The sequence below is a fragment of the Nesterenkonia muleiensis genome (assembly GCF_003600155.1).
GTDB lineage: Bacteria > Actinomycetota > Actinomycetes > Actinomycetales > Micrococcaceae > Nesterenkonia > Nesterenkonia muleiensis.
Genome location: NZ_QWLD01000003.1, coordinates 49038 through 68905, shown reverse-complemented (window position 1 = coordinate 68905; position 19868 = coordinate 49038). Strand labels below are relative to the sequence as shown.

At 63.8% G+C, this 19868-nt stretch carries 28 protein-coding genes; 17 read left to right on the top strand and 11 right to left on the bottom strand.

The window, feature by feature from the left end; genetic code table 11:
- Positions 1-33: 33 nt before the first annotated feature.
- From DVO78_RS00540 to DVO78_RS00530, 3 genes are all read left to right on the top strand, one after another.
- Positions 34-780, top strand: coding sequence for a sulfite exporter TauE/SafE family protein (locus DVO78_RS00540; RefSeq protein WP_120002862.1), 747 nt, complete (start codon positions 34-36; stop codon positions 778-780).
- A gap of 104 nt (positions 781-884) precedes the next feature.
- Positions 885-2009 (top strand): GNAT family N-acetyltransferase, encoded by a 1125-nt coding sequence (locus DVO78_RS00535; RefSeq protein WP_120002861.1) that lies wholly within the window; start codon positions 885-887, stop codon positions 2007-2009.
- Positions 2010-2018: 9 nt separating this feature from the next.
- Positions 2019-2738, top strand: coding sequence for an HAD hydrolase-like protein (locus tag DVO78_RS00530; RefSeq protein WP_120002860.1), 720 nt, complete (start codon positions 2019-2021; stop codon positions 2736-2738).
- Between the two features lie 31 nt (positions 2739-2769).
- On the opposite strand, the gene DVO78_RS00525 is transcribed toward DVO78_RS00530, so the two are convergent.
- Positions 2770-3453, bottom strand: coding sequence for a type 1 glutamine amidotransferase domain-containing protein (locus DVO78_RS00525; protein WP_120002859.1), 684 nt, complete (start codon positions 3451-3453; stop codon positions 2770-2772).
- On the bottom strand, positions 3450-4067 hold the full coding sequence (locus tag DVO78_RS00520) for a TetR/AcrR family transcriptional regulator (RefSeq protein ID WP_120002858.1): 618 nt from the start codon (positions 4065-4067) through the stop codon (positions 3450-3452). The genes DVO78_RS00525 and DVO78_RS00520 overlap by 4 nt, the downstream gene beginning before the upstream one ends.
- A 62-nt stretch (positions 4068-4129) precedes the next feature.
- On the opposite strand from DVO78_RS00520, the gene DVO78_RS00515 reads away from it, so the two are divergent.
- The 4 genes from DVO78_RS00515 to DVO78_RS00500 all read left to right on the top strand — a co-directional run bounded on the left by DVO78_RS00515 (position 4130) and on the right by DVO78_RS00500 (position 7081).
- Complete coding sequence (locus tag DVO78_RS00515; protein WP_202912038.1) at positions 4130-5413, top strand: NADH:flavin oxidoreductase/NADH oxidase family protein; 1284 nt, start codon at positions 4130-4132, stop codon at positions 5411-5413.
- 63 nt (positions 5414-5476) lie between these two features.
- The gene (locus DVO78_RS00510) at positions 5477-6085 is read left to right on the top strand and encodes a P-loop NTPase family protein (protein WP_202912037.1); all 609 of its coding nucleotides are present in this window, start codon (positions 5477-5479) and stop codon (positions 6083-6085) included.
- A gap of 135 nt (positions 6086-6220) precedes the next feature.
- On the top strand, positions 6221-6571 hold the full coding sequence (locus tag DVO78_RS00505) for a zinc ribbon domain-containing protein YjdM (protein WP_120002857.1): 351 nt from the start codon (positions 6221-6223) through the stop codon (positions 6569-6571).
- A gap of 33 nt (positions 6572-6604) precedes the next feature.
- Positions 6605-7081: a mycothiol transferase gene (locus tag DVO78_RS00500; protein ID WP_120002856.1), complete on the top strand. Its 477-nt coding sequence runs from the start codon at positions 6605-6607 to the stop codon at positions 7079-7081.
- A 40-nt stretch (positions 7082-7121) separates the two neighbouring features.
- Here the strand turns inward: DVO78_RS00500 and DVO78_RS00495 are convergent, their stop codons facing one another.
- Positions 7122-7310: a histidine phosphatase family protein gene (locus DVO78_RS00495; protein WP_202912036.1), complete on the bottom strand. Its 189-nt coding sequence runs from the start codon at positions 7308-7310 to the stop codon at positions 7122-7124.
- Positions 7311-7449: 139 nt separating this feature from the next.
- Here DVO78_RS00495 and DVO78_RS00490 point away from each other — a divergent pair, with 139 nt between their 5' ends.
- The 4 genes from DVO78_RS00490 (at position 7450) to DVO78_RS00475 (ending at position 10564) form a co-directional block, all read left to right on the top strand.
- Complete coding sequence (locus tag DVO78_RS00490) at positions 7450-7860, top strand: VOC family protein (RefSeq protein WP_420799037.1); 411 nt, start codon at positions 7450-7452, stop codon at positions 7858-7860.
- A 77-nt stretch (positions 7861-7937) separates the two neighbouring features.
- Positions 7938-8210, top strand: a complete 273-nt coding sequence (locus DVO78_RS00485; protein ID WP_157983774.1) for a hypothetical protein — start codon at positions 7938-7940, stop codon at positions 8208-8210.
- Between the two features lie 706 nt (positions 8211-8916).
- Positions 8917-9300: a YciI family protein gene (locus DVO78_RS00480; protein ID WP_120003141.1), complete on the top strand. Its 384-nt coding sequence runs from the start codon at positions 8917-8919 to the stop codon at positions 9298-9300.
- 67 nt (positions 9301-9367) lie between these two features.
- Positions 9368-10564, top strand: coding sequence for an RNA polymerase sigma factor (locus DVO78_RS00475; RefSeq protein ID WP_238385057.1), 1197 nt, complete (start codon positions 9368-9370; stop codon positions 10562-10564).
- A gap of 116 nt (positions 10565-10680) precedes the next feature.
- Here the strand turns inward: DVO78_RS00475 and DVO78_RS00470 are convergent, their stop codons facing one another.
- Positions 10681-11148: a DUF3817 domain-containing protein gene (locus tag DVO78_RS00470; protein ID WP_338016540.1), complete on the bottom strand. Its 468-nt coding sequence runs from the start codon at positions 11146-11148 to the stop codon at positions 10681-10683.
- A 133-nt stretch (positions 11149-11281) separates the two neighbouring features.
- On the opposite strand from DVO78_RS00470, the gene DVO78_RS00465 reads away from it, so the two are divergent.
- The 3 genes from DVO78_RS00465 to DVO78_RS00455 are packed head-to-tail and all read left to right on the top strand — an operon-like array spanning position 11282 to position 12557.
- The gene (locus DVO78_RS00465; protein ID WP_120002851.1) at positions 11282-11521 is read left to right on the top strand and encodes an AbrB/MazE/SpoVT family DNA-binding domain-containing protein; all 240 of its coding nucleotides are present in this window, start codon (positions 11282-11284) and stop codon (positions 11519-11521) included.
- 20 nt (positions 11522-11541) lie between these two features.
- Positions 11542-11949, top strand: a complete 408-nt coding sequence (locus DVO78_RS00460) for a PIN domain-containing protein (protein WP_238385056.1) — start codon at positions 11542-11544, stop codon at positions 11947-11949.
- A 32-nt stretch (positions 11950-11981) separates the two neighbouring features.
- The gene (locus tag DVO78_RS00455; protein ID WP_120003140.1) at positions 11982-12557 is read left to right on the top strand and encodes a protein-L-isoaspartate O-methyltransferase family protein; all 576 of its coding nucleotides are present in this window, start codon (positions 11982-11984) and stop codon (positions 12555-12557) included.
- Positions 12558-12560: 3 nt separating this feature from the next.
- On the opposite strand, the gene DVO78_RS00450 is transcribed toward DVO78_RS00455, so the two are convergent.
- Both DVO78_RS00450 and DVO78_RS00445 read right to left on the bottom strand, forming a co-directional pair.
- Positions 12561-13202 carry a hypothetical protein gene (locus DVO78_RS00450; RefSeq protein ID WP_120002849.1) on the bottom strand — a complete coding sequence of 214 codons (642 nt, stop codon included), beginning with the start codon at positions 13200-13202 and terminating at the stop codon, positions 12561-12563.
- 6 nt (positions 13203-13208) lie between these two features.
- The gene (locus DVO78_RS00445) at positions 13209-14033 is read right to left on the bottom strand and encodes an aldo/keto reductase (protein WP_120002848.1); all 825 of its coding nucleotides are present in this window, start codon (positions 14031-14033) and stop codon (positions 13209-13211) included.
- A 59-nt stretch (positions 14034-14092) separates the two neighbouring features.
- Here DVO78_RS00445 and DVO78_RS00440 point away from each other — a divergent pair, with 59 nt between their 5' ends.
- The gene (locus DVO78_RS00440; RefSeq protein WP_120002847.1) at positions 14093-14515 is read left to right on the top strand and encodes an HIT family protein; all 423 of its coding nucleotides are present in this window, start codon (positions 14093-14095) and stop codon (positions 14513-14515) included.
- Positions 14516-14532: 17 nt separating this feature from the next.
- On the top strand, positions 14533-15441 hold the full coding sequence (locus tag DVO78_RS18210; RefSeq protein WP_338016557.1) for an AAA family ATPase: 909 nt from the start codon (positions 14533-14535) through the stop codon (positions 15439-15441).
- Positions 15442-15492: 51 nt separating this feature from the next.
- Here the strand turns inward: DVO78_RS18210 and DVO78_RS00430 are convergent, their stop codons facing one another.
- The 4 genes from DVO78_RS00430 to DVO78_RS00420 all read right to left on the bottom strand — a co-directional run bounded on the left by DVO78_RS00430 (position 15493) and on the right by DVO78_RS00420 (position 17113).
- Positions 15493-15960, bottom strand: coding sequence for an HAD family hydrolase (locus tag DVO78_RS00430; protein WP_274380726.1), 468 nt, complete (start codon positions 15958-15960; stop codon positions 15493-15495).
- 96 nt (positions 15961-16056) lie between these two features.
- Positions 16057-16188 (bottom strand): hypothetical protein, encoded by a 132-nt coding sequence (locus DVO78_RS18095; RefSeq protein ID WP_274380717.1) that lies wholly within the window; start codon positions 16186-16188, stop codon positions 16057-16059.
- Positions 16185-16571: a hypothetical protein gene (locus DVO78_RS00425; protein ID WP_120002844.1), complete on the bottom strand. Its 387-nt coding sequence runs from the start codon at positions 16569-16571 to the stop codon at positions 16185-16187. Before DVO78_RS00425 ends, DVO78_RS18095 begins: the two co-directional genes overlap by 4 nt.
- Complete coding sequence (locus DVO78_RS00420) at positions 16568-17113, bottom strand: GNAT family N-acetyltransferase (protein WP_120002843.1); 546 nt, start codon at positions 17111-17113, stop codon at positions 16568-16570. Before DVO78_RS00420 ends, DVO78_RS00425 begins: the two co-directional genes overlap by 4 nt.
- A 189-nt stretch (positions 17114-17302) precedes the next feature.
- Between DVO78_RS00420 and DVO78_RS00415 the strand changes: the two genes are divergently transcribed.
- A complete protein-coding gene (locus DVO78_RS00415) occupies positions 17303-18223 on the top strand; it encodes an NADP-dependent oxidoreductase (protein ID WP_120002842.1) in 921 nt (306 codons plus the stop codon).
- 123 nt (positions 18224-18346) lie between these two features.
- Here DVO78_RS00415 and DVO78_RS00410 read toward each other — a convergent pair whose 3' ends face one another.
- Positions 18347-19864 carry an L-serine ammonia-lyase gene (locus DVO78_RS00410; RefSeq protein ID WP_120002841.1) on the bottom strand — a complete coding sequence of 506 codons (1518 nt, stop codon included), beginning with the start codon at positions 19862-19864 and terminating at the stop codon, positions 18347-18349.
- Between the last annotated feature and the right edge of the window lie 4 nt (positions 19865-19868).

Here is a 19868-nt window from a genome sequence, read left to right as displayed (position 1 = left end):
TGCGGCCCTCCGTAGGCACAGTAGGCTTGCCCAGTGATTGAACTCGATGCCTCTGGCTGGGCACTGCTGGGCTGCGCAGCGGTGATCGTCGGGGCCTCGAAAACCATGCTGCCCGGAGCGGCGACACTTGCCGTCGCGCTCTTCGCCGCCGTTCTGCCGGCTCGTGAGTCCACAGCCGCACTGCTCATCCTTCTGATCGTCGGCGACCTCTTCGCCATATGGATGTACCGGAAGACAGTGGACTGGACCATCCTGCGGAGGCTCATCTGGCCGGTCATCATCGGCGTCGCGGTGGGTACGGTGTTCCTCGGTGCAGCCTCTGACGGCGCCGTCCGCCGCGTCATCGGGGTGATCCTGCTGGCCCTCCTGGGCTTCACGCTCTGGCGCCGTCGTCGTGCCCGTACAGTGCAGGAGAGGGAGCCGAAGCCCGGCAGACTGGCCGGCTACGGGTTCGGGTCCCTGGGGGGATTCACCACCATGGTGGCCAATGCCGGAGGGCCGGTGATGAGCATGTACCTGCTGGCCATGCGGCTGCCGGTGACAACGTTCTTGGGCACCACGGCGTATTTCTTCTTCACGGTCAATGTCTCCAAGATCCCCTTCCACATCGGGCTGGGACTGCTGAACTGGGAGGTGTTCCTGATCTCGGCGACCCTGATCCCGATGGTGGTCGTCGCCGCGTTCATCGGCCGCTGGTTCGCCGGCCGCATCTCCCAGAAACTCTTCGAGCGCCTGGTGCTGGTGCTCACCGCCGTCGGTGCGGTCAACCTCCTGCTCTGAACTGTGCAAACGTATGGATACCTATGGGCAGGAGCTCCGAGCCGCTGGCAAAGGAAGCAGGAGAATCCCTGGACCGGCTGTGCTCTGGCTGAAAGTATCAAGTCATGACCTCCTACCGCATCGTTTCGATCCGCATTCCTGAAACCGCGGAGGGCCCTGTGCCGGTATGGCTGGTGGCCCACACCGAACTGGAGGCTGCAGTGCACCGGGAGGCCCTTGGCCACGAGGACCTGATCACCCCTCCCGACCGCATGTTCGCGCCCCTCGTGGACCAGCGCGAGGAGCGCAAGCACGTCTTCGCCGCGGTTGCTGAGGATGCTGTCACCGATGAACTGGGCCTACCGACCGACACAGCTGACTATCTCGGCTTCGCCTTCCTCGGCCTGCCGCTGACCGACAATCTCCACCTGGCTTTCAGTGACGTCGCGGTGGCCGCTGAGCACCGTGGCCGCGGCATCGGGACAGCCCTGTGGAAGGCTGCCGAGCAGACACTCCGGCAGGCCGGACGCACCACGGTGACGGCATGGTCCATCAACCGTGAACCAGCCGAGGGTGAGGAGAGGCTGATCCCGCCCACCGAGTCCGGGGTCATCGCCGTCGACGCCATCAGCCGCTTCGCCGTCCGGCACGGATTCACCCTGGAGCAGGTCGAGCGGCATTCCACGCTTGTCCTGCCGGTCGCGCCGGAGGACACCGCTGCCTGGCAGACTGAGGCGCAGCAGAAGGCGGGCCCGGACTACAGGCTGGTGCAGTGGGCAGACGATACGCCGGCCGAATGGCTGGACGCCTTGGCAGAGCTCTACCGGCGGATGAGCGTGGACGTGCCGCAGGGCGGACTGGAACTTGAAGAGGAGGCCTGGGACGCTGAGCGGGTCCGGCGCCGTGACCAGCTGCTGGCCAAAGCCAAGCAGGACTACGTCTTGACCGCTGCCGAACATGTCCCGAGCAGGAGGTTGGTCGCTTTCACCATCATCAAGTCTCCGCAGGGCAAACCGGCCGCATACCAGGACGAAACGCTGGTGCACGGCGAGCACCGCGGCAAGCGGCTCGGGCTGTGGGTCAAGGCCGCGAACCTGGAGTATCTGGCACGTGAGCATCCGAAGGTGGAGCGCATCCACACCTGGAACGCGGACGAGAACGAGCACATGCTCGCCATCAACGTCCGGATCGGATTCCGGGCGGCCAGTCTGGAGGGCGCCTGGCAGCGCAAGCTCTTGAGGAGCGAATAGGCTGTGTCTATGCACATCCCCGCTGCCGCGAGTCCTGCTGTTCCTGCCCTTGAGCTGCCCGCCCGGGCAAGCGCCGTCGTTCTGGATCTGGACGGCACGATCACCGACTCGGCCCCGGCAATCACCGGCTCGATCGCCGAGGCGTTGGAGGTCTGCGGATACCCAGTGCCCGACGCCGCGACGCTGCTGCGTTTCGTAGGACCGCCCATTCGGGAGGGTTTCGCGAGATTCAGTACGGTGCCGGAGGCTGACCTGGACCGTGTGGTGGTCGAGTACCGGGCGCGGTATCGCCCGCGGATGATCCATGTCCCGCTGTTTCCGGGCATCGCCGAGCTGATTCGTTTATGGCACGCTGCGGGGATACCGCTCGGATTGGCCACAGCGAAGCTGCAGGAGATGGCTGAGCCGATCCTGGACGGTGCCGGGCTGACGGAGTACTTCACCGTCATCCGTGGAGCCACCTACCAGGACTCCCAGGAGCTCCCCGGGGTGCAGGTTAAGGCCAATGTGGTGGCTTCGGCGCTGACCGGCCTGGCTGAGTCTGGTGCAGACGTCTCCTGCGCGGTGATGATCGGTGACCGAAACCACGACGTTCACGGGGCGGCCATGCACGGTGTGCCCGCGGTGTTGGTGCGCTGGGGCTATGCCGAATCCGGCGAGGAGCAGCGCGCGGCCGCGGTCGCCGAAGACGTCGATCATCTCGGACGGATCCTGCCGTCAGAGTTCTGAGCGCGGCAGCAGGACAGCAGATTGGCGTGAGCTACAGGAGCGCGGCAATCTTCTCGGCGGTCTCTTTTGCCGAGCCGGGGTTCTGGCCGGTCACCAGATTGCCGTCGACCACCGCGTACGACTTGAACGGCACCTTGGACTTCTCATAGAGGGCGCCGCGCTTCTTGGCCTCCTCCTCGGCGCTGTACGGCACGAGCCTGTCGACGCGGGCGAGGACCTCCTCGGTCCAGGCGAACCCGGTCAGCTTGCGCCCGTCGATTAGATACGAGCCGTCCGACAGCGTGATGTTGAGCAGGCCGCAATATCCGTGGCAGACCGAGGAGACGATGCCGCCGCGTTCGAAGATCTCCCGGGAGATGCGCTGCAGCCCTTGGTTGTCGGGGAAGTCGTACATGACCGCGTGCCCGCCGGTGTAGTAGATGGCGTCGAAGTTGGCCGGATCGATCTCCTCAGGGCTGGCCGTGCTCTCCAGCAGGGCCATTTTCTTGGGCTCGTGATGCCAGGCCTTGGCGGTCTTGTCGTAGTTCGGGAACTTCAACGACCGCGGTTCCAACGGCACAGCACCGCCCTGCGGGCTGACCAGAGTCTGTTCGAAGCCGCGCTCTTCGAAGACATGCCAGGCATGCGTCAGCTCGGACAACCACAGTCCGGTGGGGTGGGACTCGTCGTCGTAGTGGCCGACGTTGGTGACGACGTTCAAGATGCGCTTGGTCATGATTTCCTTCTCGGGACAGTCGGGTCTGGGTAGTCGGGGGAAGCGCGGGCGGTCAGGATCGCGTGGAATGCGGCACGCACGTGGTCGGCCACCTCATCGTCCGGCATCTCCGGGAGTTTGCCGTCCATGTGCAGATAGGCCAGTCCATGAGCCAGGGCCCATCCGGCCGCGGCCAGTGCTTCTGCCTCCGCGGCGGGGAAGACCCGCAGCATTGAGGTCTGCAGCAGCTCGTGGATCTGTGCGGAAGCTTCCACACGCTCCTCGCTGCCCTCGTCGCAGGCGTTGCCGAACATCAGCCTGAACAGTGCCGGGCGGCGCAGGGCGAACCCCACATAGACGACGGCGAGCTCACCCAGGTCTGCGGGAGATTTCGGAAGTTCGCGACCGTTGGTCAGATCGGCGAGCAGGTCGCGCAGGCCCTGCGCGGCCAGGGCCGACTCAAGGGCGTCACGGTCGGCAAAATGGCGGTAGGGAGCTGTCGCGGAGACCCCCGCCTGGCGGGCGATGGCCCGTAATGAGAAAGGCTCGCCGGCTTCGAGCATCTGCATCGCCGCCGCGAGCAGGGAGGCCCGCAGGTCGCCGTGGTGATAGGAATCCTTCGCCAAAGTTGACACTGCTTACTTCCCTCTCCTACATTGATGTGAGCAATGTAAACATACCTTATTCAGGAGCTATCATGCCATCGGCAGCATCAGCCCTCAACCCACCCGCGCGCATGCAGCAGACCTCACCGCTCTTCGAGCCGTTCACGTTCTCGAACGGCTCATCGGTCCCCAACAGGCTGGTCAAGGCCGCCATGGAGGAGAATATGGCCGCATCCGGCCAGCTCCCCGGCAGGTCTCTCTTCCAGCTCTACCGTCGTTGGGCCCAGGGCGGGGTCGGGCTGATCATCACCGGCAATGTCATGGTCCACGCCGAGGCGCTCACCGGACCGGCCGGTGTGGTCCTGGATGCGGAGTCTCCGCTGGAGCCGTTTAGCCAATGGGCTTCCGCCGCTAAGAGCGGAGGCGCGCGAGTCTGGATGCAGATCAACCACCCCGGCCGTCAGATGAGCGCGGATATGCCTGGAGTGGCCTGGGGGCCCTCGGCCATTCCCCTCAGCATGGGCAAGAACAGCAAACGGTTCGCAGAACCGGTAGAGATGACCGCGCAGCAGATCGAAGAGACCGTGACGCGTTTCGCGCAGACGGCCCGCCGGGCGGAGGAGGCAGGGTTCGACGGCGTGGAGATCCACGCTGCGCACGGCTACCTGCTCTCCCAGTTCCTCTCGCCGCTGGCCAACCAGCGCGCTGATCAGTGGGGCGGCAGCCTGGAAAACCGGGCACGGCTGCTTCTGGACACTGTTCGGGCGATCCAGGCCGCGGTCGCCCCCTCGTTCACCGTTGCGGTCAAGCTGAACTCGGCTGACTTCCAGCGCGGCGGTTTCGACGCTGACGACGCCGCGACAGTGATCGAGATGCTCGCTCCCTGGGGAGTCGACCTCGTCGAGCTCTCCGGGGGAAGCTATGAGGCCCCTGCCATGACCGGGCAGGACGGTGACCAGCGCACCCGATCCCGTGAAGCCTACTTCCTGGCGCTGGCCGAAGAGTTGGCGAAGACAAGCCCGCTGCCGCTGATGCTGACCGGAGGGATTGCCCGGCGGCCGGTGGCTGAGGAGGTCTTAGCGAGCGGCGTCGCGCTTGTCGGCATGGGCAGCGCTTTGGCCGCCAACCCGGATCTGCCGAACGCATGGCGTCAGGATGCCGAGGAGAAGGTTAAGCTCAAGCCGGTGCGGATCAAAGATAAAGCTATTGCCTCCGCTGCAGGCATGGCCCGCGTGCGGCAGCAGCTCCGACGTGTGGGGGCCGGTCGGCGCACCCGCCCAGGAATCAATCCCAAGATCGCCCTGCTCAAGGAGACTCTGTTGCAACGTCGCGCATTGCGCAACTACCGTTTGTGGCTGAAGAACCGCACCGTGTGAAATATGCTCGATGGGGTCAACGTGGTGTAGCGGCTCTTAGATGAATGAGTGAAAGGAAGGCGCATGAAGAGTTCTGCCCAGTTCCAAGATCTGCCGGGGATGAGCCGCATCTCGGTGGTGGGGAGCTCCGGCTCGGGCAAGTCGGCGGTGGCACAACGACTCTCCGAGATCCTCGGGGTGCCGCATATTGAACTCGATGCGCTGTTCTGGGGGCCGAACTGGTCGGAGGCCACTTCCGAGGAGCTGCGCGAGAAGGTCCAGCAGGCCACGCAGGATGATGAGGCGTGGGTGGTTGATGGAAATTACCAGGGCAAGCTCGGCACTCTCGTCTGGCAGCAAGCGGATACGGTGGTCTGGGTCAACCCGTCCCGCGGGCGGGTGATGTGGCAGTCGTTCAGTCGTACGGTTCATCGTGCGATGACCGGTCAGGAACTGTGGAACGGCAATCGCGAGAACTGGCGTGGCCTCATGTTCTGGCGCGGTGACGAGTCGATTCTGCGGTGGGCGTGGTCCTCGTACCCGCGGGTCCAAAAGCGGTACGAAGAGGCGATGGCTGACCCGCAGAACGAGCGGCTGACCTTCTACCGTCTACGAAGCCGCAAGGAGATCAACCGCTTCATGACAGCTTTAGCCAGTGACTCCGTGGCCACCGACGGCCAGCCGGCCTCGTGAAGCCGCTGGTCGGCATCGCGATGCGTGGAAGTGGCACCGAGCCTGCTGAGCACAGCGCCTACGAGCTGGGTGTACATGGGCATAAGGGTACTCTTGATCAGGAATCCACTCTTCTGACTCTTGCTGAGGAGACCGATGTCTGATCAGCTGCCCGACTGCCCAGAATGCAGCAGCGAAGACACCTATGAGAACGGCGCGCTGCTGGTCTGCCCCATGTGCGCCCATGAATGGTTCGCAGAGGCTGACTCCGAGGAGGAACCCCAGGTGCGGGTCATCAAGGACGCGGTGGGCAACGTGCTCGCCGACGGCGACACGGTCACCGTGATCAAGGACCTCAAGGTCAAAGGCGGTTCAGGCCCGATCAAGGTGGGCACCAAGGTGCGAAATATCCGCTTGGTCGACGGCGTGGGTGACCATGACATCGACTGCAAGGTCGATGGCTCCGGCCCCATGCAGCTGAAGTCCTCCGTGGTGAAGAAGGCCTGACATGACCCGCAGCGAGAACGGCAGGAGCAGAAGATGACTGGAACAGCTGCTGAGAGCCCTCTGGTGAGGCTGATTCTGCACAAGTTCGACCAGCTGGTGGAGTTGGTGTCGAGAATGGACGACGACGCCGCCAACGCCGTGCTGCCGGTGAAGGGCAGCAACTCCGGTGTGCAGCTGGTGGTCCACTGCTGCGGGGCGATGCGGCGCTGGTCGTCGACTGTGAACCTCGGTATTGAGGTGCCTCGAGACCGCGACGCCGAATTTACGGCCACCATGCCTGTGGCAGAGGTGCTGAAGCTCACCGCGTCGTCGCGAGCGGCGTTCCTGGCTGATGTGGGGCAGACGAATCTCGCCGCTGCTCCCGTCGCTGTCCCAGCCGGGCGTGAGGAGTTCTGGACCGGTTCCTGTGAAGGCGTGCTCGCGCATGTGCTCGAGGAAATTAGCCAGCACCTCGGCCATGCCGAGATCACACGCGATGTCGTGCTGGGCGATCAAAGTGGGCACCAGTAGCGGCTCAGCCCTGGAGCCACGTCGGTGTCCGGTTTGATGTTCAACTCGTGAGATGAGTGGTGTCGCTGAGAGAATCAACAGCACGGTTGTGGAAGTAGTCGTCTTCTCTGAGATGCGTGATGCTTCCCGGGCTCAGGCGGAAGCTGGCGACACTGAGTGAATTCAGAGGCATGCCGATCCAGTAGGCGATCACGATGCTTGCTGTCCCGCCGTGGGTGACCACGACCATTTCCTTCATCCTGCAAGTAAACCATTGCGCCAGCACCGTGCTTCAGGCAGGATTGCAGATGATCCCTGAAAGTCATCACTGCGAAGGCTAGTGTGGTGGGGTTCTGCAAAGAATCACCCTCGTGAGGTAAGAGGCAGCCGTGACCACGATCGATGTCGAGTATCCTCAGCTTCTGCAGCCAGTTCTCGACTGCGTCAGCCCGCGGCAGCTGGCCGACTTCTACCGTGAGCTGCTCGGATACCGCTACCGGCCGGGAGATGAAGGGTTTGAGGAGTCTGACTGGCTGGTTCTGCTGAAGCCATCGGGAGAGCGCGGTCTGGCTTTTCAGCGGGTCGATGAATTGCCTGCCACCACCTGGCCTGAACCAGGGGTGCCGCAGCAGATGCACCTTGACATGACGGTCGACGACGTCGCCGCACTCAACACCCAGCATGAGCGTGCCCTCGCCCTCGGGGCGAAACTGATGCTTGACCGCACCGAGCACTCGGAGGAACCACTGAGGGTTTACGCCGATCCGGCCGGTCACCTGTTCTGCATCTTCGTTCACTGAAAACTGCGGTGCGACGGTGAAATCTTCGATTTCAGGCGCGGATTAGCATCTGGGGGTAAGAAGGGGCTGACGTATCTATGGAGAGATTCGTGCGGATTCAGGTGCGCTATCGAGGGCGTCTCGGCGTAGAGGTCGGGGTATTCGGCGCAGTGGATCATCTCCGCCGCGCCGGAGTGCTCAATTCAGAGCAGGAGGGCCGGTTCTTTGACATCGATGACTGGTTCCAGGAGCATCTGCCGAACCCGCCGTTCTATGAAGACGGCAATACGATCGGGGCGATCACTTGGTTCAAGACCCCGATTCCGGAATCGATGGCTGAGCGGATCGAAGCGCTCAGACGCATCCTGTGAGCACACGGCGTCGAGCACGACAGCGTGCTGTCCGATGATCCCGGCGATGTCGTCTACGACGACGACTTTCAAATCGGGGTCGTGCCAAGGAGCCGTCAGGCCCCAACGCCCATGTCCGACGGTCTCGTCCTCGGACCGACAAGCGCCGGGTCGAAGAGGCAGTTCTCACGCAGCCGGCGCTTGTGATCTACGACGTGGTCGAGTTCAGGGTCAGCAGCACCGTGCTCCAGGCATAGTCAGTCATAGCTGAGAGGGTGAGGCCGCATGGGTATCCTGAGTTACACCGCTACCCTCTCGTTAGACGGTTATGTCACCGACAACGTCGTCGTACAGTAGAGGCTTCTGGGCTCTCTACTGGACGTCTCGGAGGAACTGCGCGACGCTTTTTTGTTGAGTGGGCTTTCCAGGTTTGCGCCGTGCAGGTATCCCTGAGCCTCGACGATGCGCGTTGCCGTGGCATCCATCCACTGGGCGGTGGATGCCAGTATCAGCGACCTGACCAGGTCCGGCCTTTGGGCAGCGATCCGCTGTCACATGAACCCGTCGGCAGAATTGCACCCCAGAGCAACATGGTCCGGAGATAGTTTCCTCAATCATGCGGCGGTGGTTGTCGATTCCCCGGGTGCTCATCCGTCATGATGGTGAGGTCGTGACCGCGGCCCGGGGTGTTGAACAGAAACGTCCCAGAGCAGAGAGGACCGGACATATGACGGAATACATGGTGGGGATCGTCGGCGATACCGACAGGTGGTGGACCACGATGAGCCGGCAGGAGCGAGAAGCAGGCTACTCGGAGTACACCCGTTTTGAGGAGGAGCTCACCAAGCGTCACCATCGCATCACCGGTGGGGCTGAACTGCATGCCTCAGCACAGGCCAAGACGGTGATGCCTGGTGGAGAGCACCTCACAGATGGCCCATTCGCGGAAACCGCTGAACACCTGGGCGGCTTCTACGTGGTGGAGACCGAGGATCTGGACGATCTGGTCGAATGCTGCAAGATCATCGCAGCGGTCGGTGATGCGGTTGAGATCCGCCGCACCGTCTCATCCGAAGAGCGCACCGCAGGCCCGGAGGGTGTGCCTTCATGAGGTGCTTGGCCATCATCCGGTGACTGACTCGGCGCTTGAGCGCGTGGTGCGCCAGGAGTGGGGACGCTTGATCGCCCTGCTCGTGGCGAGATACCGCCGGCTGGACTTGGCCGAGGACGCACTCGGTGATGCCATCGAAGCCGCTGCCCGGCTGTGGCCCACAGAGGGGGTGCCGGATAGTCCGGCGGCCTGGCTCAATACCGTCGCCAGCCGCCGCGTACTGGACTGGCTGCGGTCTGAGACCATGCGCCGGCGCCGGGAGCAGCTGCTGGGGACCGAGACCGAACGCAGGGCAGCGTGGGCAGGGATGATGGCTGACCCCGGGGATCTGGTCGAAGACGATGTCCTGCGCCTGGTGCTGATGTGCACCCACCCGGTGTTGCCGGCCCAGGCGGCCAGCGCTCTTGCTCTCCGTCTGGTTCTGGGGATCAGCACCTACGACGTCGCCCGACTGTTCCTGGTGCCCGAAGCGACGATGGCGGCCCGGATCACCCGAGCCAAGAAGAAGATCGTCTCCGCCGGAATCGCATTCGAGGTCCCTGGCGCGGATGTGCTGCCGGCGCGGCTCGACAGCGTCGCCCAGACTGCTTATCTGGCCTTCTCCGCAGGTTATACCCCCGGCAGCGGAACCGACCTGCTCCGCGCCGACCTGGCAGCCGAGGCGGTCCGGCTGGTCCGGGTCGTCCTGGAGCAGTGCCCGGAGGAGCCTGTGCTCAAGGCGCTGCTCGCGCTGATGCTGCTGCAACACTCCCGCCGGGAGGCCCGTGTCGGCGCAGATGGTGAGCTCGTTCTGCTCGCTGACCAGGATCGTTCTCAATGGCACGATGAAGAGATTGACGAGGCACTTGCACTGCTGAGTGAGGTGAACAGCTCGGTAGGCCTTTCCGTCACGGCAGCGGCGTATGTGATGCAGGCGCGGATCGCTGCGGAATATGCCACGGCGGAAACGATGGACGATATCCAGTGGGGTCGCGTCGTCGGGCACTATGACCTGCTGTTGCAGATCCTGCCGTCTCCGGCGGCGAGGTTGGCACGTGCCGTCGCAGTGTCCGAAGCAAGCGGCCCCGAGGCCGGCCTCACTGCCTTGAAGGGACTGAGTCTCCCGGGAAGCCACCGCCCTGCTGCCGTGCGGGCCGAACTGCTGATCCGGGCCGGTCGGATCACCGAGGCGCGGGCGGCCTACGCGGAGGCGATCGGGCTGTGCCGCAACCGGGCGGAGCTGGAACACCTGAGCAAGAAAGCGGCGGGCCTGACCAACCACTGACATCGCGTCAGACAGCCGCAGAGGGCGGCCACGGGGCCAGTTCAGGTTCTGCCGCCCTCCTCGCGGAGCCTGGGGCCGCCGGTTCGCCATGTGGTTCGCGGGCCCATAGATATGACCTATCGGTTGGGAAGTCTGTCCAGCGGTGAGCCCAGAGACAGCAGAACCAGATAGGCCACGACGACGCCCAGCAGCAGAATCAAGCAACTGGCCACAGGGTTCCTGATCACCGTCCGGAAAAGCCTGTCGTGCCAGTGCGCATCCTTCGGATCATCGGTGCGGTGGCGCCGCCACGGGCCGGTAAGACGTCCGGTGCGGGTCAGCCACTGGTCTGCCGGAATGGTGGCGTAGGGGATGACCGCGCTGATTACGGCCACGGATGTGGGCCAAGGTCCGAGCCGTTGATTCTTCGACACAAGCACCGCTGTCACCGCATAGGCCAGGAAGACGAAACCGTGGATTCCGCCGCCGATGGTCACGGCGATGTCCAACTCGGCTCTGGCGCGCAGAACCATGCCGCCGATCAGCAGTGTCCAAGACACGGCTTCGGCGATCGCCATAGTTCGGAACAGCAGATGCGGGCTCATCAGCAGGAGACTCCTCAGTGGTGGGCAGCGGTGGTCAACGGAGTGGGTTGGGACGGCGTGTCAGTCTATCGGCATCTGCTGATCTTCAGCGTCCACAGATCGGAGAATGGGATTATGATGGTAAAGTAGTCCCATGGAAGCAAAGATTGATTCGGGTGGGCGGCTGCTCCTGCCCAAAGATCTCCGGAACGCCTTGGGGCTGGCAGCTGGTTCCACAGTGGATATCTCCTTCTACGGTTCTGGCCTACAGATCACTCCTGGGGGTCGAACGGCGCGTCTTGAGCGCACCGAAGACAGCCGTCTCGTCTCTCACGGGGAGACTGAGGTGACCGACGATGTCATGTACGCCCTGATCGACTCGGGCCGGCGTTGACGGGCAAGCCGGCACGGGTTGTGGATACCAGTGTTGCCATCCCCCTGCTTGCCAAATCTCACACAGCACACAGTGTGGTCAACGCCTGGGCGGCAGGTCGCGAGCTGCGTGTGAGCGGACACGCTCTGGCTGAGACCTACTCGGTCCTGACGCGTCTGCCGGGCAGCGCCCGGCTGGCCCCGGGGGATGCTGTGGAGCTGATTGAGGGCAACTTCGCACAGCCGCTGGTCCTCTCATCGGAGAGCGCGCAGAGCGTGCACCAGGTGCTAGCTCACCACGGCGTTGCTGGGGGCGCCACCTATGACGGTCTCGTGGCGCTGGCAGCCTGCGAGCATGATGCGGTTTTAGCCACCAGAGACGCTCGGGCACGGTCCACCTACGAGGCTCTCGGCGCCACTGTGGAGATCATCGGTGAGCCTAGACATTGACCTTGGGGTGCGGCGGCGACCAGTATGAAGGCATGAGACGCAGGTCCGGTCCTGATGCAGTGGCCCAGACCATGGGCACAGTGGATCGCGCCGATTTCCTGCCAGGGGAGCTGCGCGCGCTGGCCGGAGTGGATCAGGCACTGTCCATCGGCTATGGCCAGACCAATTCCCAGCCGCGGACGGTGGCGAATATGCTGCGGCTGCTGCAGGTGCAGGCTGGTCACAGCGTGCTTGATCTCGGCGCAGGATCGGGCTGGACCACCGCGCTGCTGGGCCATCTGGTGGGGGAGACCGGGCGGGTGCGCGGCGTCGAGCTGGTTCCCGAACTCGCTCAGCGGGCCTCAACGGCTGTGGCTGCCTATGGCATGCCATGGGCCCAGGTGCGTCAGGCGCAGCCCGGCGTGCTTGGAGCTCCGAAGGAAGCACCTTTCGACCGGATCCTGGTCTCCGCGGCCGCCGAGCAGCTGCCCGAGGAGCTGATAGACCAGCTGGCCGAGGGCGGGTTGATGGTCATCCCCGTCGGAGCAGAGATGCTGCGGGTAGAGAGAACCTCCGACGGCGTCGTGATCACCCGGCACGGTCCCTACAGTTTTGTGCCGCTGCGCTGACCGCTACGCCGAGGTGCCCTCCTGATCCAGTGCGGCACTCCAGCTGCCAAAGCTGTTGCGAATAGCCGGTCCCGAGGGTAGATCAGTACGGCCAGCTTGCTGCTGACGCTTCCGCCAGGCCACATAATTCTGGTAACTGGTGGAGGAGCCTTCACGCAGCGCCTGGGAGGTGAAGTCGAAGATCGCGGCGCTGAACTGCTCGGAGGTGAACCGCGCTCGGCCGAAGCCGGCCGGCCGGGTCTCCGCTGAGACGGCCAGGCCGGCGTGGGCCAGGGCCTGCGACCACGATCCTGAGGCGCGCTTGAGGATGGTGGTGCTGCCCACTGGCCACAAGGTTCTGCCTTTGCCGGCATGAATGCGGTGGGAGTCCATGAACTCCCCGCGCAGTGCGTCGTAGCGAGAAGCAGAAAGCGTCAGGGACGGGTCCCGCCCCAGTGCATGCAGGCCGGCCCGGATGGTTTCGAGCACTGCGGACTCCAGCTCAGCGGAGCCTTGTTCGGCCAGCATCCGGCCCACGGCTTCGGAGGCCTCCGCGGGCACTGGTTGTGAACCGGCAGACGGGGGAGTCTTATCGGCTAGGCTGTGGCCCAGAATGACCCACAGGCTGGCGTCAATCGCGCTCTGCGGAACCTGCGCTCTGCTCATCAGCGACTACTTGCCGACTTCGTTGGGGTGCGGGCTGCGGCGGCCCTCCTCGCCTTTGTCCAAGGAGTCGATGGCGGCCACGTCCTGCTCCGGCAGGTCGAAGCCCAGCGTCTCCAGGTTCTCACTGATCCGGTGCGGGGTATCAGATTTGGGGATGACGACGTCGCCGCGCTGGAGATGCCAGGCCAGAATCACCTGTGCTGGGGTCTTGCCGTGCTTCCCAGCAAGCTCTGTGATGATCGGATCGCCGAATTCATCGCCCTTGCCCAGCGGGCTCCAGGACTCGATGACGATGCCCTGAGCCTTGGCAAACTCGCGCAGCTCGTTGTTGGCGAAATAGGGGTGGACCTCGATCTGGTTCACTGCCGGGACCACCCCGGTGGCCTCGATGATCCGCTCCAGATGATCGGGCTGAAAGTTCGACACACCGATGGACTTGGTCCGGCCAGACTCTAGCAGCTCGATCACCGCCTTCCAGGTGTCCACGTAGTCGATCTCCAGAAACGGCATCGGCCAATGGATGAGGAACAGGTCCACATAGTCGAGGCCGAGCCGCTCCAACGACTCAGCGAAAGTGCGGTGCGCATCAGCGGGATCGTGATGGGGATTGTTGAGCTTAGTGGTGACGAAGACCTCCTCACGGGACACCCCAGAAGCACGAAGACCCTGCCCGATTTCGGCCTCATTCTTATACATCTGCGCAGTGTCGATATGCCGATAACCGGCCCTGAGCGCCTCAGCCACAGATTCAGCAGGCTTTGCCAGCTGCGAGGTCCCGAACCCGATCTGCGGGATATGGGCACCAGAGTTGAGCTGAATCGTCGTTGTCATAGCCCCGATCCTACGCAGGATGCCTGGATCGCGGAATATGCCGACGTAGGCTTGACGTCATGGAGAATCAGGACTGCGTATTCTGCGGGATTGTTGAGGATCCCTCGGAGTCTGATGTTGTGTGGAAGGACGACGGTGTTATCGCGTTCATGGACATCAATCCCGTGACGGATGGCCATGTTCTTGTCATTCCGCGTCGCCACCACGTCGGACTGATTGATCTGCCTGAGGCGACGGCCGCTCACATGATGCGTGTTGCCCAGAGCATCGCTCGAGCCTTGAGAGCTTCCCAGCTGCGATGTGAGGGAATCAACCTGTTCTTCGCCGATGGAGAGGCTGCCTTTCAGGAGATCTTCCACTCGCATCTCCACATCTTTCCTCGCTATGAAGGGGACGGGTTCGTTGTGGAAGCTTTGTGGGAGGGCCGCTCGAGAGAATCGTTGCGGGCCTCAGCTGAGGCCATACGCAGGGAGCTTGTATGAGGTGCCCGCGGTTGATCGTGATCTCAGGACTGCCGGGAACCGGCAAGAGCGCTGTGGCAGAACGCGCGGCCGCTGCGCTGTCGGCGGTCCATGTGTCGATCGACGCGGTGGAAGAGGCGCTATTGGCTTCCGGTGTTCAACGCGGCTGGACCGCCGGAGTTGCGGCGTACGAGGCGGCAAGGGCCGTTGCCGAGACGAGTCTCAGGGCGGGAACCGACGTCGTGGTGGACGCGGTCAACGACAGCGAACCGGCCCGTGAGACTTGGCGACGTGCTGCCCGTGGCGCAGACGCTGAGCTGCACTTCGTCGTATTGATCTGCTCAGACAACACCGCACATCAGAGCCGGCTGGTTGGCCGGAACCGTGGGTTTGAGCAGGTCGGTGAACCCAGTTGGGAGGCTGTCGTTCAACGTCAACACGACTATGCGCCGTGGACTGACCCGCACATGGTGATCGACACGGCATTCGGTGCGGTCGATGACGTTGTGTCAGAACTACTGGAGAACCTGCCGCGGCGCATTGTCTCTGGCACCGTGCATCACATTGAGCTGCGAGTGCTGGATGTGGAAGGTTCCACAGCAAGCTGGGAGTGGTTGCTGGACCGGTTGGGCTATACGGAGTATCAGCGATGGCCAGAAGGGATCAGCTGGATCCTCGGTGACACCTATGTAGTTCTGGAGCAGACGTTGAATTCGCCGGCCCATGATCGGCGTGGCGCGGGCTTGAACCACCTGGCCTTCCACGCCGGCACTCGTGAGGATGTCGACGCGCTGTGGAACGAACTTTCACGGCATGGTTGGAACCGGCTCTATGAGGACCGGCACCCATTCGCGGGAGGGCCCGACTATTATGCGGCATTCGCGGAGAACGCCGAGCGCTTTAAGGTGGAGCTCGTAGCCGACCCTGGGGACTACGACGACCGTTGAGAGTGTCCTCGTTGATCATGTCTGGACGGGGACCGCTCATGTCTTGCAGAGTCAACGTAGATGGGCCAGGGTGGTGATCACCGGGAGGCGGGCATGCGCTTTGCCGGTGTTCCCGTGTCGGTCCAGCAGGACCGCGCCGAGTCCGGCCTCCTGTGCGCCGACCACATCGGCTGTAGGGTTGTCGCCGACCATGAGGCAGTTCTTTGCCGGCTGGTCGACAGCCTGACAGGCGGTTTTGAAAATACGTGGGTCAGGTTTGCTGAATCCCAAGGCTCCGGAGGCGATCACTGGTAGGCGGCCCAAGCCGAGATGGGCGACTTTGGCTTTCTGCTGTTGTTCAGGACCGTTGGTGACAACGGCGATGCTCAGCCCGGCCTCCTCCAGGCGAGCAATGATCGCAGCGACGTCGTCGAAGGCCCTCCAATAGCGCTGATACTCCCGCTGGTAGCCGTGGAACAGCGCCCAGGCCTCGTCGTCGTTCTCCACACTGATCCCGGCGACCTCGGAGAAACGGAGGATACGCTGGAGGCGCTGCTGCTCAAAGGTGAGTTCACCGGCCAGGTGGCTCTCGTAGAGGAGCTCCGAGTTATCTCTCCAGGACTGGAGGTAACGGTGCTACTGGTCAGCGGTGGGCTCGTGGTCACGGCAAACCATGGACAACAGAGCGGCGTCACGGGCGCCTTCATGGTCCATCAGTGTGCCGTCTAAGTCGAACAGCACCGCTCGGGTTCCTGGTGTGATGATCACGGCTTCTCCCTCACCGCGACGATCTGTACCTGATCCTCGTAGACGATGCGCCCGGGAGCAGATGTGCGCAGACACTCGTGGGCCACGCCATGTTTGTCCAGCAGGTTCAGGTACCCGGGGACCCGCTCCAGAAGATGCGCGGCGCTGAGCTTGAAGTAGGCGGCGGCACCGGGATGCACTGTTGAGTTGAAGACATCAGGGTCCACATCAGCCGGATTGGTGTAGGCGCCGTTATACCAGTCGTTCGAAGCTCGCCACCAGGCCCAGTCCTGATCACTGAGTCTCCCGCTCTTGGCCAGTCCATTGACCAGGGCGAAGACACCCGGCTTGTGACCGTGACGGTTGGGCTGGGCCGCCTGCCAGCGGATATAGAGTGCGTTCATGGGGCCTTGAGCCCCAATGGCGAAGTCTCTGGCACTGGATCGGTGGCCAGACGGCCGTAGGTGAAGACGTCGATGCGTTCGCCATTGACCAGGAACTTCTTGCGCTCTGTGCCCTCGTGGATGAATCCGGCAGCCTGCGCCACTGCGCCCGAGGTCGGGTTGTTGACCCGGTGGCCGAGCTCCAGGCGCTCGAAACCGCCGCCACCGGAATCACGGCTGCTCAGCGCCCAGTTCGCCACCGCCGCCGCTGCTGATGCCGTCAGTCCCTGGCCGCGGAAGTCCGGGTGCATCCAGTAGAAGAACCAGCCCAGCTTGTGCCGGGTGGCTCCGTTGATCCCGACCACGCCGGCGCAGCGGTCGCTGACATCCACCGCAAAGCCGTGGTTGCCTTCCTCGGCGTTGGTCAGGAACCGGATGTAGGTCTGCGCTGATTCCAGATCCTTCACCTCGCCCTGCCGCTCCATCTCAGGATCGGCGGTGAACCCGGCGAGTACATCCTCGGCGTCGTCGAGTGCGAGGCGGCGAAGGGCAGGAGAAGTCACTCTGTGAGCCTATCCAATTGAAGGTCTGGGCGGTTTCAGCTGCCGAGTGTTGAATTCTCTCCTCCTGTCCGTGATGGAGGCGGAGAGAATCCAACAGTCGCGGCAGAGCCAGGCGAGGGAGCATGGTGCGGCGAGGCTGCCACGCATGTCGCCGGGAATGCTCAGCGGTGCTGCCCTGTTCCCTCGGACATGCGAGCTATGGCGTATACAGAGTATGGCGAACCGCAGTCCCTCCAGCTGAAGGACCTGCCGACCCCGAAGCTAGGGCCCGGAGAGGTGCTGATCCGGGCTGAGCGAGCCTCGGTCAACCCGGTGGACTGGAAGCTGATGTCCGGTGCACTCGACCCGATGATGGACACCTTCTTCCCGGTGATTCCCGGCTGGGATGTGGCCGGAGTGGTGGAAGCCGTGGGCCCCGATGTGCCTGAGCTCACCCCAGGTGACCGCGTGGCCAGCTATGCCCGCAAGGACTATGTGCAGGGCGGAACCTATGCCGAGTGCGTCTCGGTCCGTGCTGCCGATGTGGCCGCCATTCCCGAGGGAGTCACCTTCGACACCGCCGCTGCACTCCCGCTGGCCGGACTCACCGCGCTGCGCACCCTGGAGACGCTGGGCATCACCGCAGAGGACACCCTGCTCATCCACGCCGCCTCAGGCGGAGTGGGGCATTTGGCCAGCCAGCTGGCCGTGGAGGTCGGCGCCAGGGTGATCGGCACAGCATCCGAGGCTAATCACCAGCGGCTGCGGGAGCTCGGTGTGGAGCCTGTGACCTATGGGGATGGCCTGCCGGAGCGGGTCCGGCTGATCGCGCCTGAGGGGGTGACCGCGGTGGCGGACCTCGTTGGGGGAGTGGCCGAGGAGTCTGAGGCTGTCCTGACTGAGTCCGGACGCTTTGCCTCTATCGCCGACCCGACCGCTGTGGAGCGTGGCGGCCACTGGGTGTGGGTCCGGCCGGACGGTCCGCGTCTGAGGACCCTGCTGGAGAAGAGCGCCCAAGGCCGGCTGACAGTGGACATCGACACCGCCTACCCGCTGGAGCAGGCAGCCCATGCGCTGGAGCACAACCAGCGCGGGGCCCGCGGCAAGATCCTGATTGACCTGACCCGATGATTCGCAGCGTCAGATGCGAAGATCGGAACCACTCCCGGTCAGAAATGCACAGTCAGATTTGCATGACAGGCGGAAAATCCCGGTTCTGTGCAAAGTAGAGTGTGCAGATTCCGTTCTTCGAGCTCAGCACTCCACCACGTTGACGGCGAGTCCGCCCAGGGCGGTCTCTTTGTACTTATGCGACATGTCCTTGCCGGTCTCGCGCATCGTGGTGATCACCTCGTCCAGGCTGACCCGGTGCTCTCCGTCACCCATCAGCGCCATACGGGCAGCGTTGACCGCCTTGGTCGCCGCGATCGCGTTGCGCTCAATGCAGGGCACCTGGACTAGCCCGGAGATCGGGTCACAGGTCAGCCCCAGGTTGTGCTCCATGGCGATCTCCGCGGCGTTCTCCACCTGAGCCGGACTCCCGCCGAGAACCTCACAGAGCCCCGCAGCCGCCATCGAAGAGGCCGAGCCGACCTCACCCTGACAGCCGACCTCAGCCCCGGAGATCGAGGCCTGCTCCTTGTACAGCACCCCCACTGCGGCGGCGGTGAGCATATAGGTGGTCACAATCCGGCGCAGCTGGGTCTTCTCCGCAAAGCTGGCCCCAGGCCCGTAGTGTGTGGCGTAGAACCCCACGGCCGGAATGATCCCGGCAGCCCCGTTGGTGGGGGCGGTGACCACCCGGCCCCCGGAGGCATTCTCCTCATTGACTGCCAGCGCGACCAGATTCACCCACTCCTGCCAGAAGGCATGAGACCGCTCCGGGTCCTGAGCCCACATCTTGGCATGCCAGTCAGGAGCACGACGACGCACCTTCAACCCGCCGGGCAGCGGCCCCTCACGCTTCAGCGCAGAGTTCTTCGAAGCCTCCATCACCTCCCACAGATGCCAGATCCCATCCAGCACCTGATCCCGGCTGCGGTGGAGGCACTCATTGGCCAGCATCACCTCAGAGACCGGCAGCCCGGACTGGCGGCAATGGTCCATCAGCTCCGCCGAGGTGCGGAAGGGATAAGGCGCCTCCTGCTGGGACTGCTCCAGCCCAGCCTCCGGGTCATCAGAGTCAGCGACCACGAACCCACCGCCGACCGAGTAGTAGGTCTCCTCAGCCAGCAGCTCATCGTCGGCATCCACCGCCCGCAGAATCATCGCGTTGGAGTGCCGCTCCAGATGCGTCAGCGGACGCTGGATGAAGTCCTCCACCCGCAGAGTCACATCTCTCCGCTGACCTAACTGGGCGGCGACCTGCACAGTCCCGGTGGCCTCGATGACTGCTTTACGCTCATCGACCTGCTCAGGCAATATCTCCTCAGCAGCCCACCCCTCCAGGCCCAGCAGGATCGCATCAAAAGTCCCATGCCCGGCACCAGTGGCCGAAAGCGAACCGAAGAGCTCCACCTGGATGCCAGCGACCCGGCCTATCCGGGACGGGCGGACAACCTCAGCAGCTGTGGCGTCAGTGGGCGCAGCCGCGACGTCGTCGTTGTCTGTACTGATCAACTGCCCTGCGCCTGCCGAGTGGTCCGTACCGACCAGCTGCGCTGTGCCGACCAACTGCTCGGCCACAAACCGGCGGGCAGCCCGCATCGGCCCCACCGTATGCGAGGACGAAGGCCCCACCCCCACACTGAAAAGGTCAAACACACTGATCATGAGC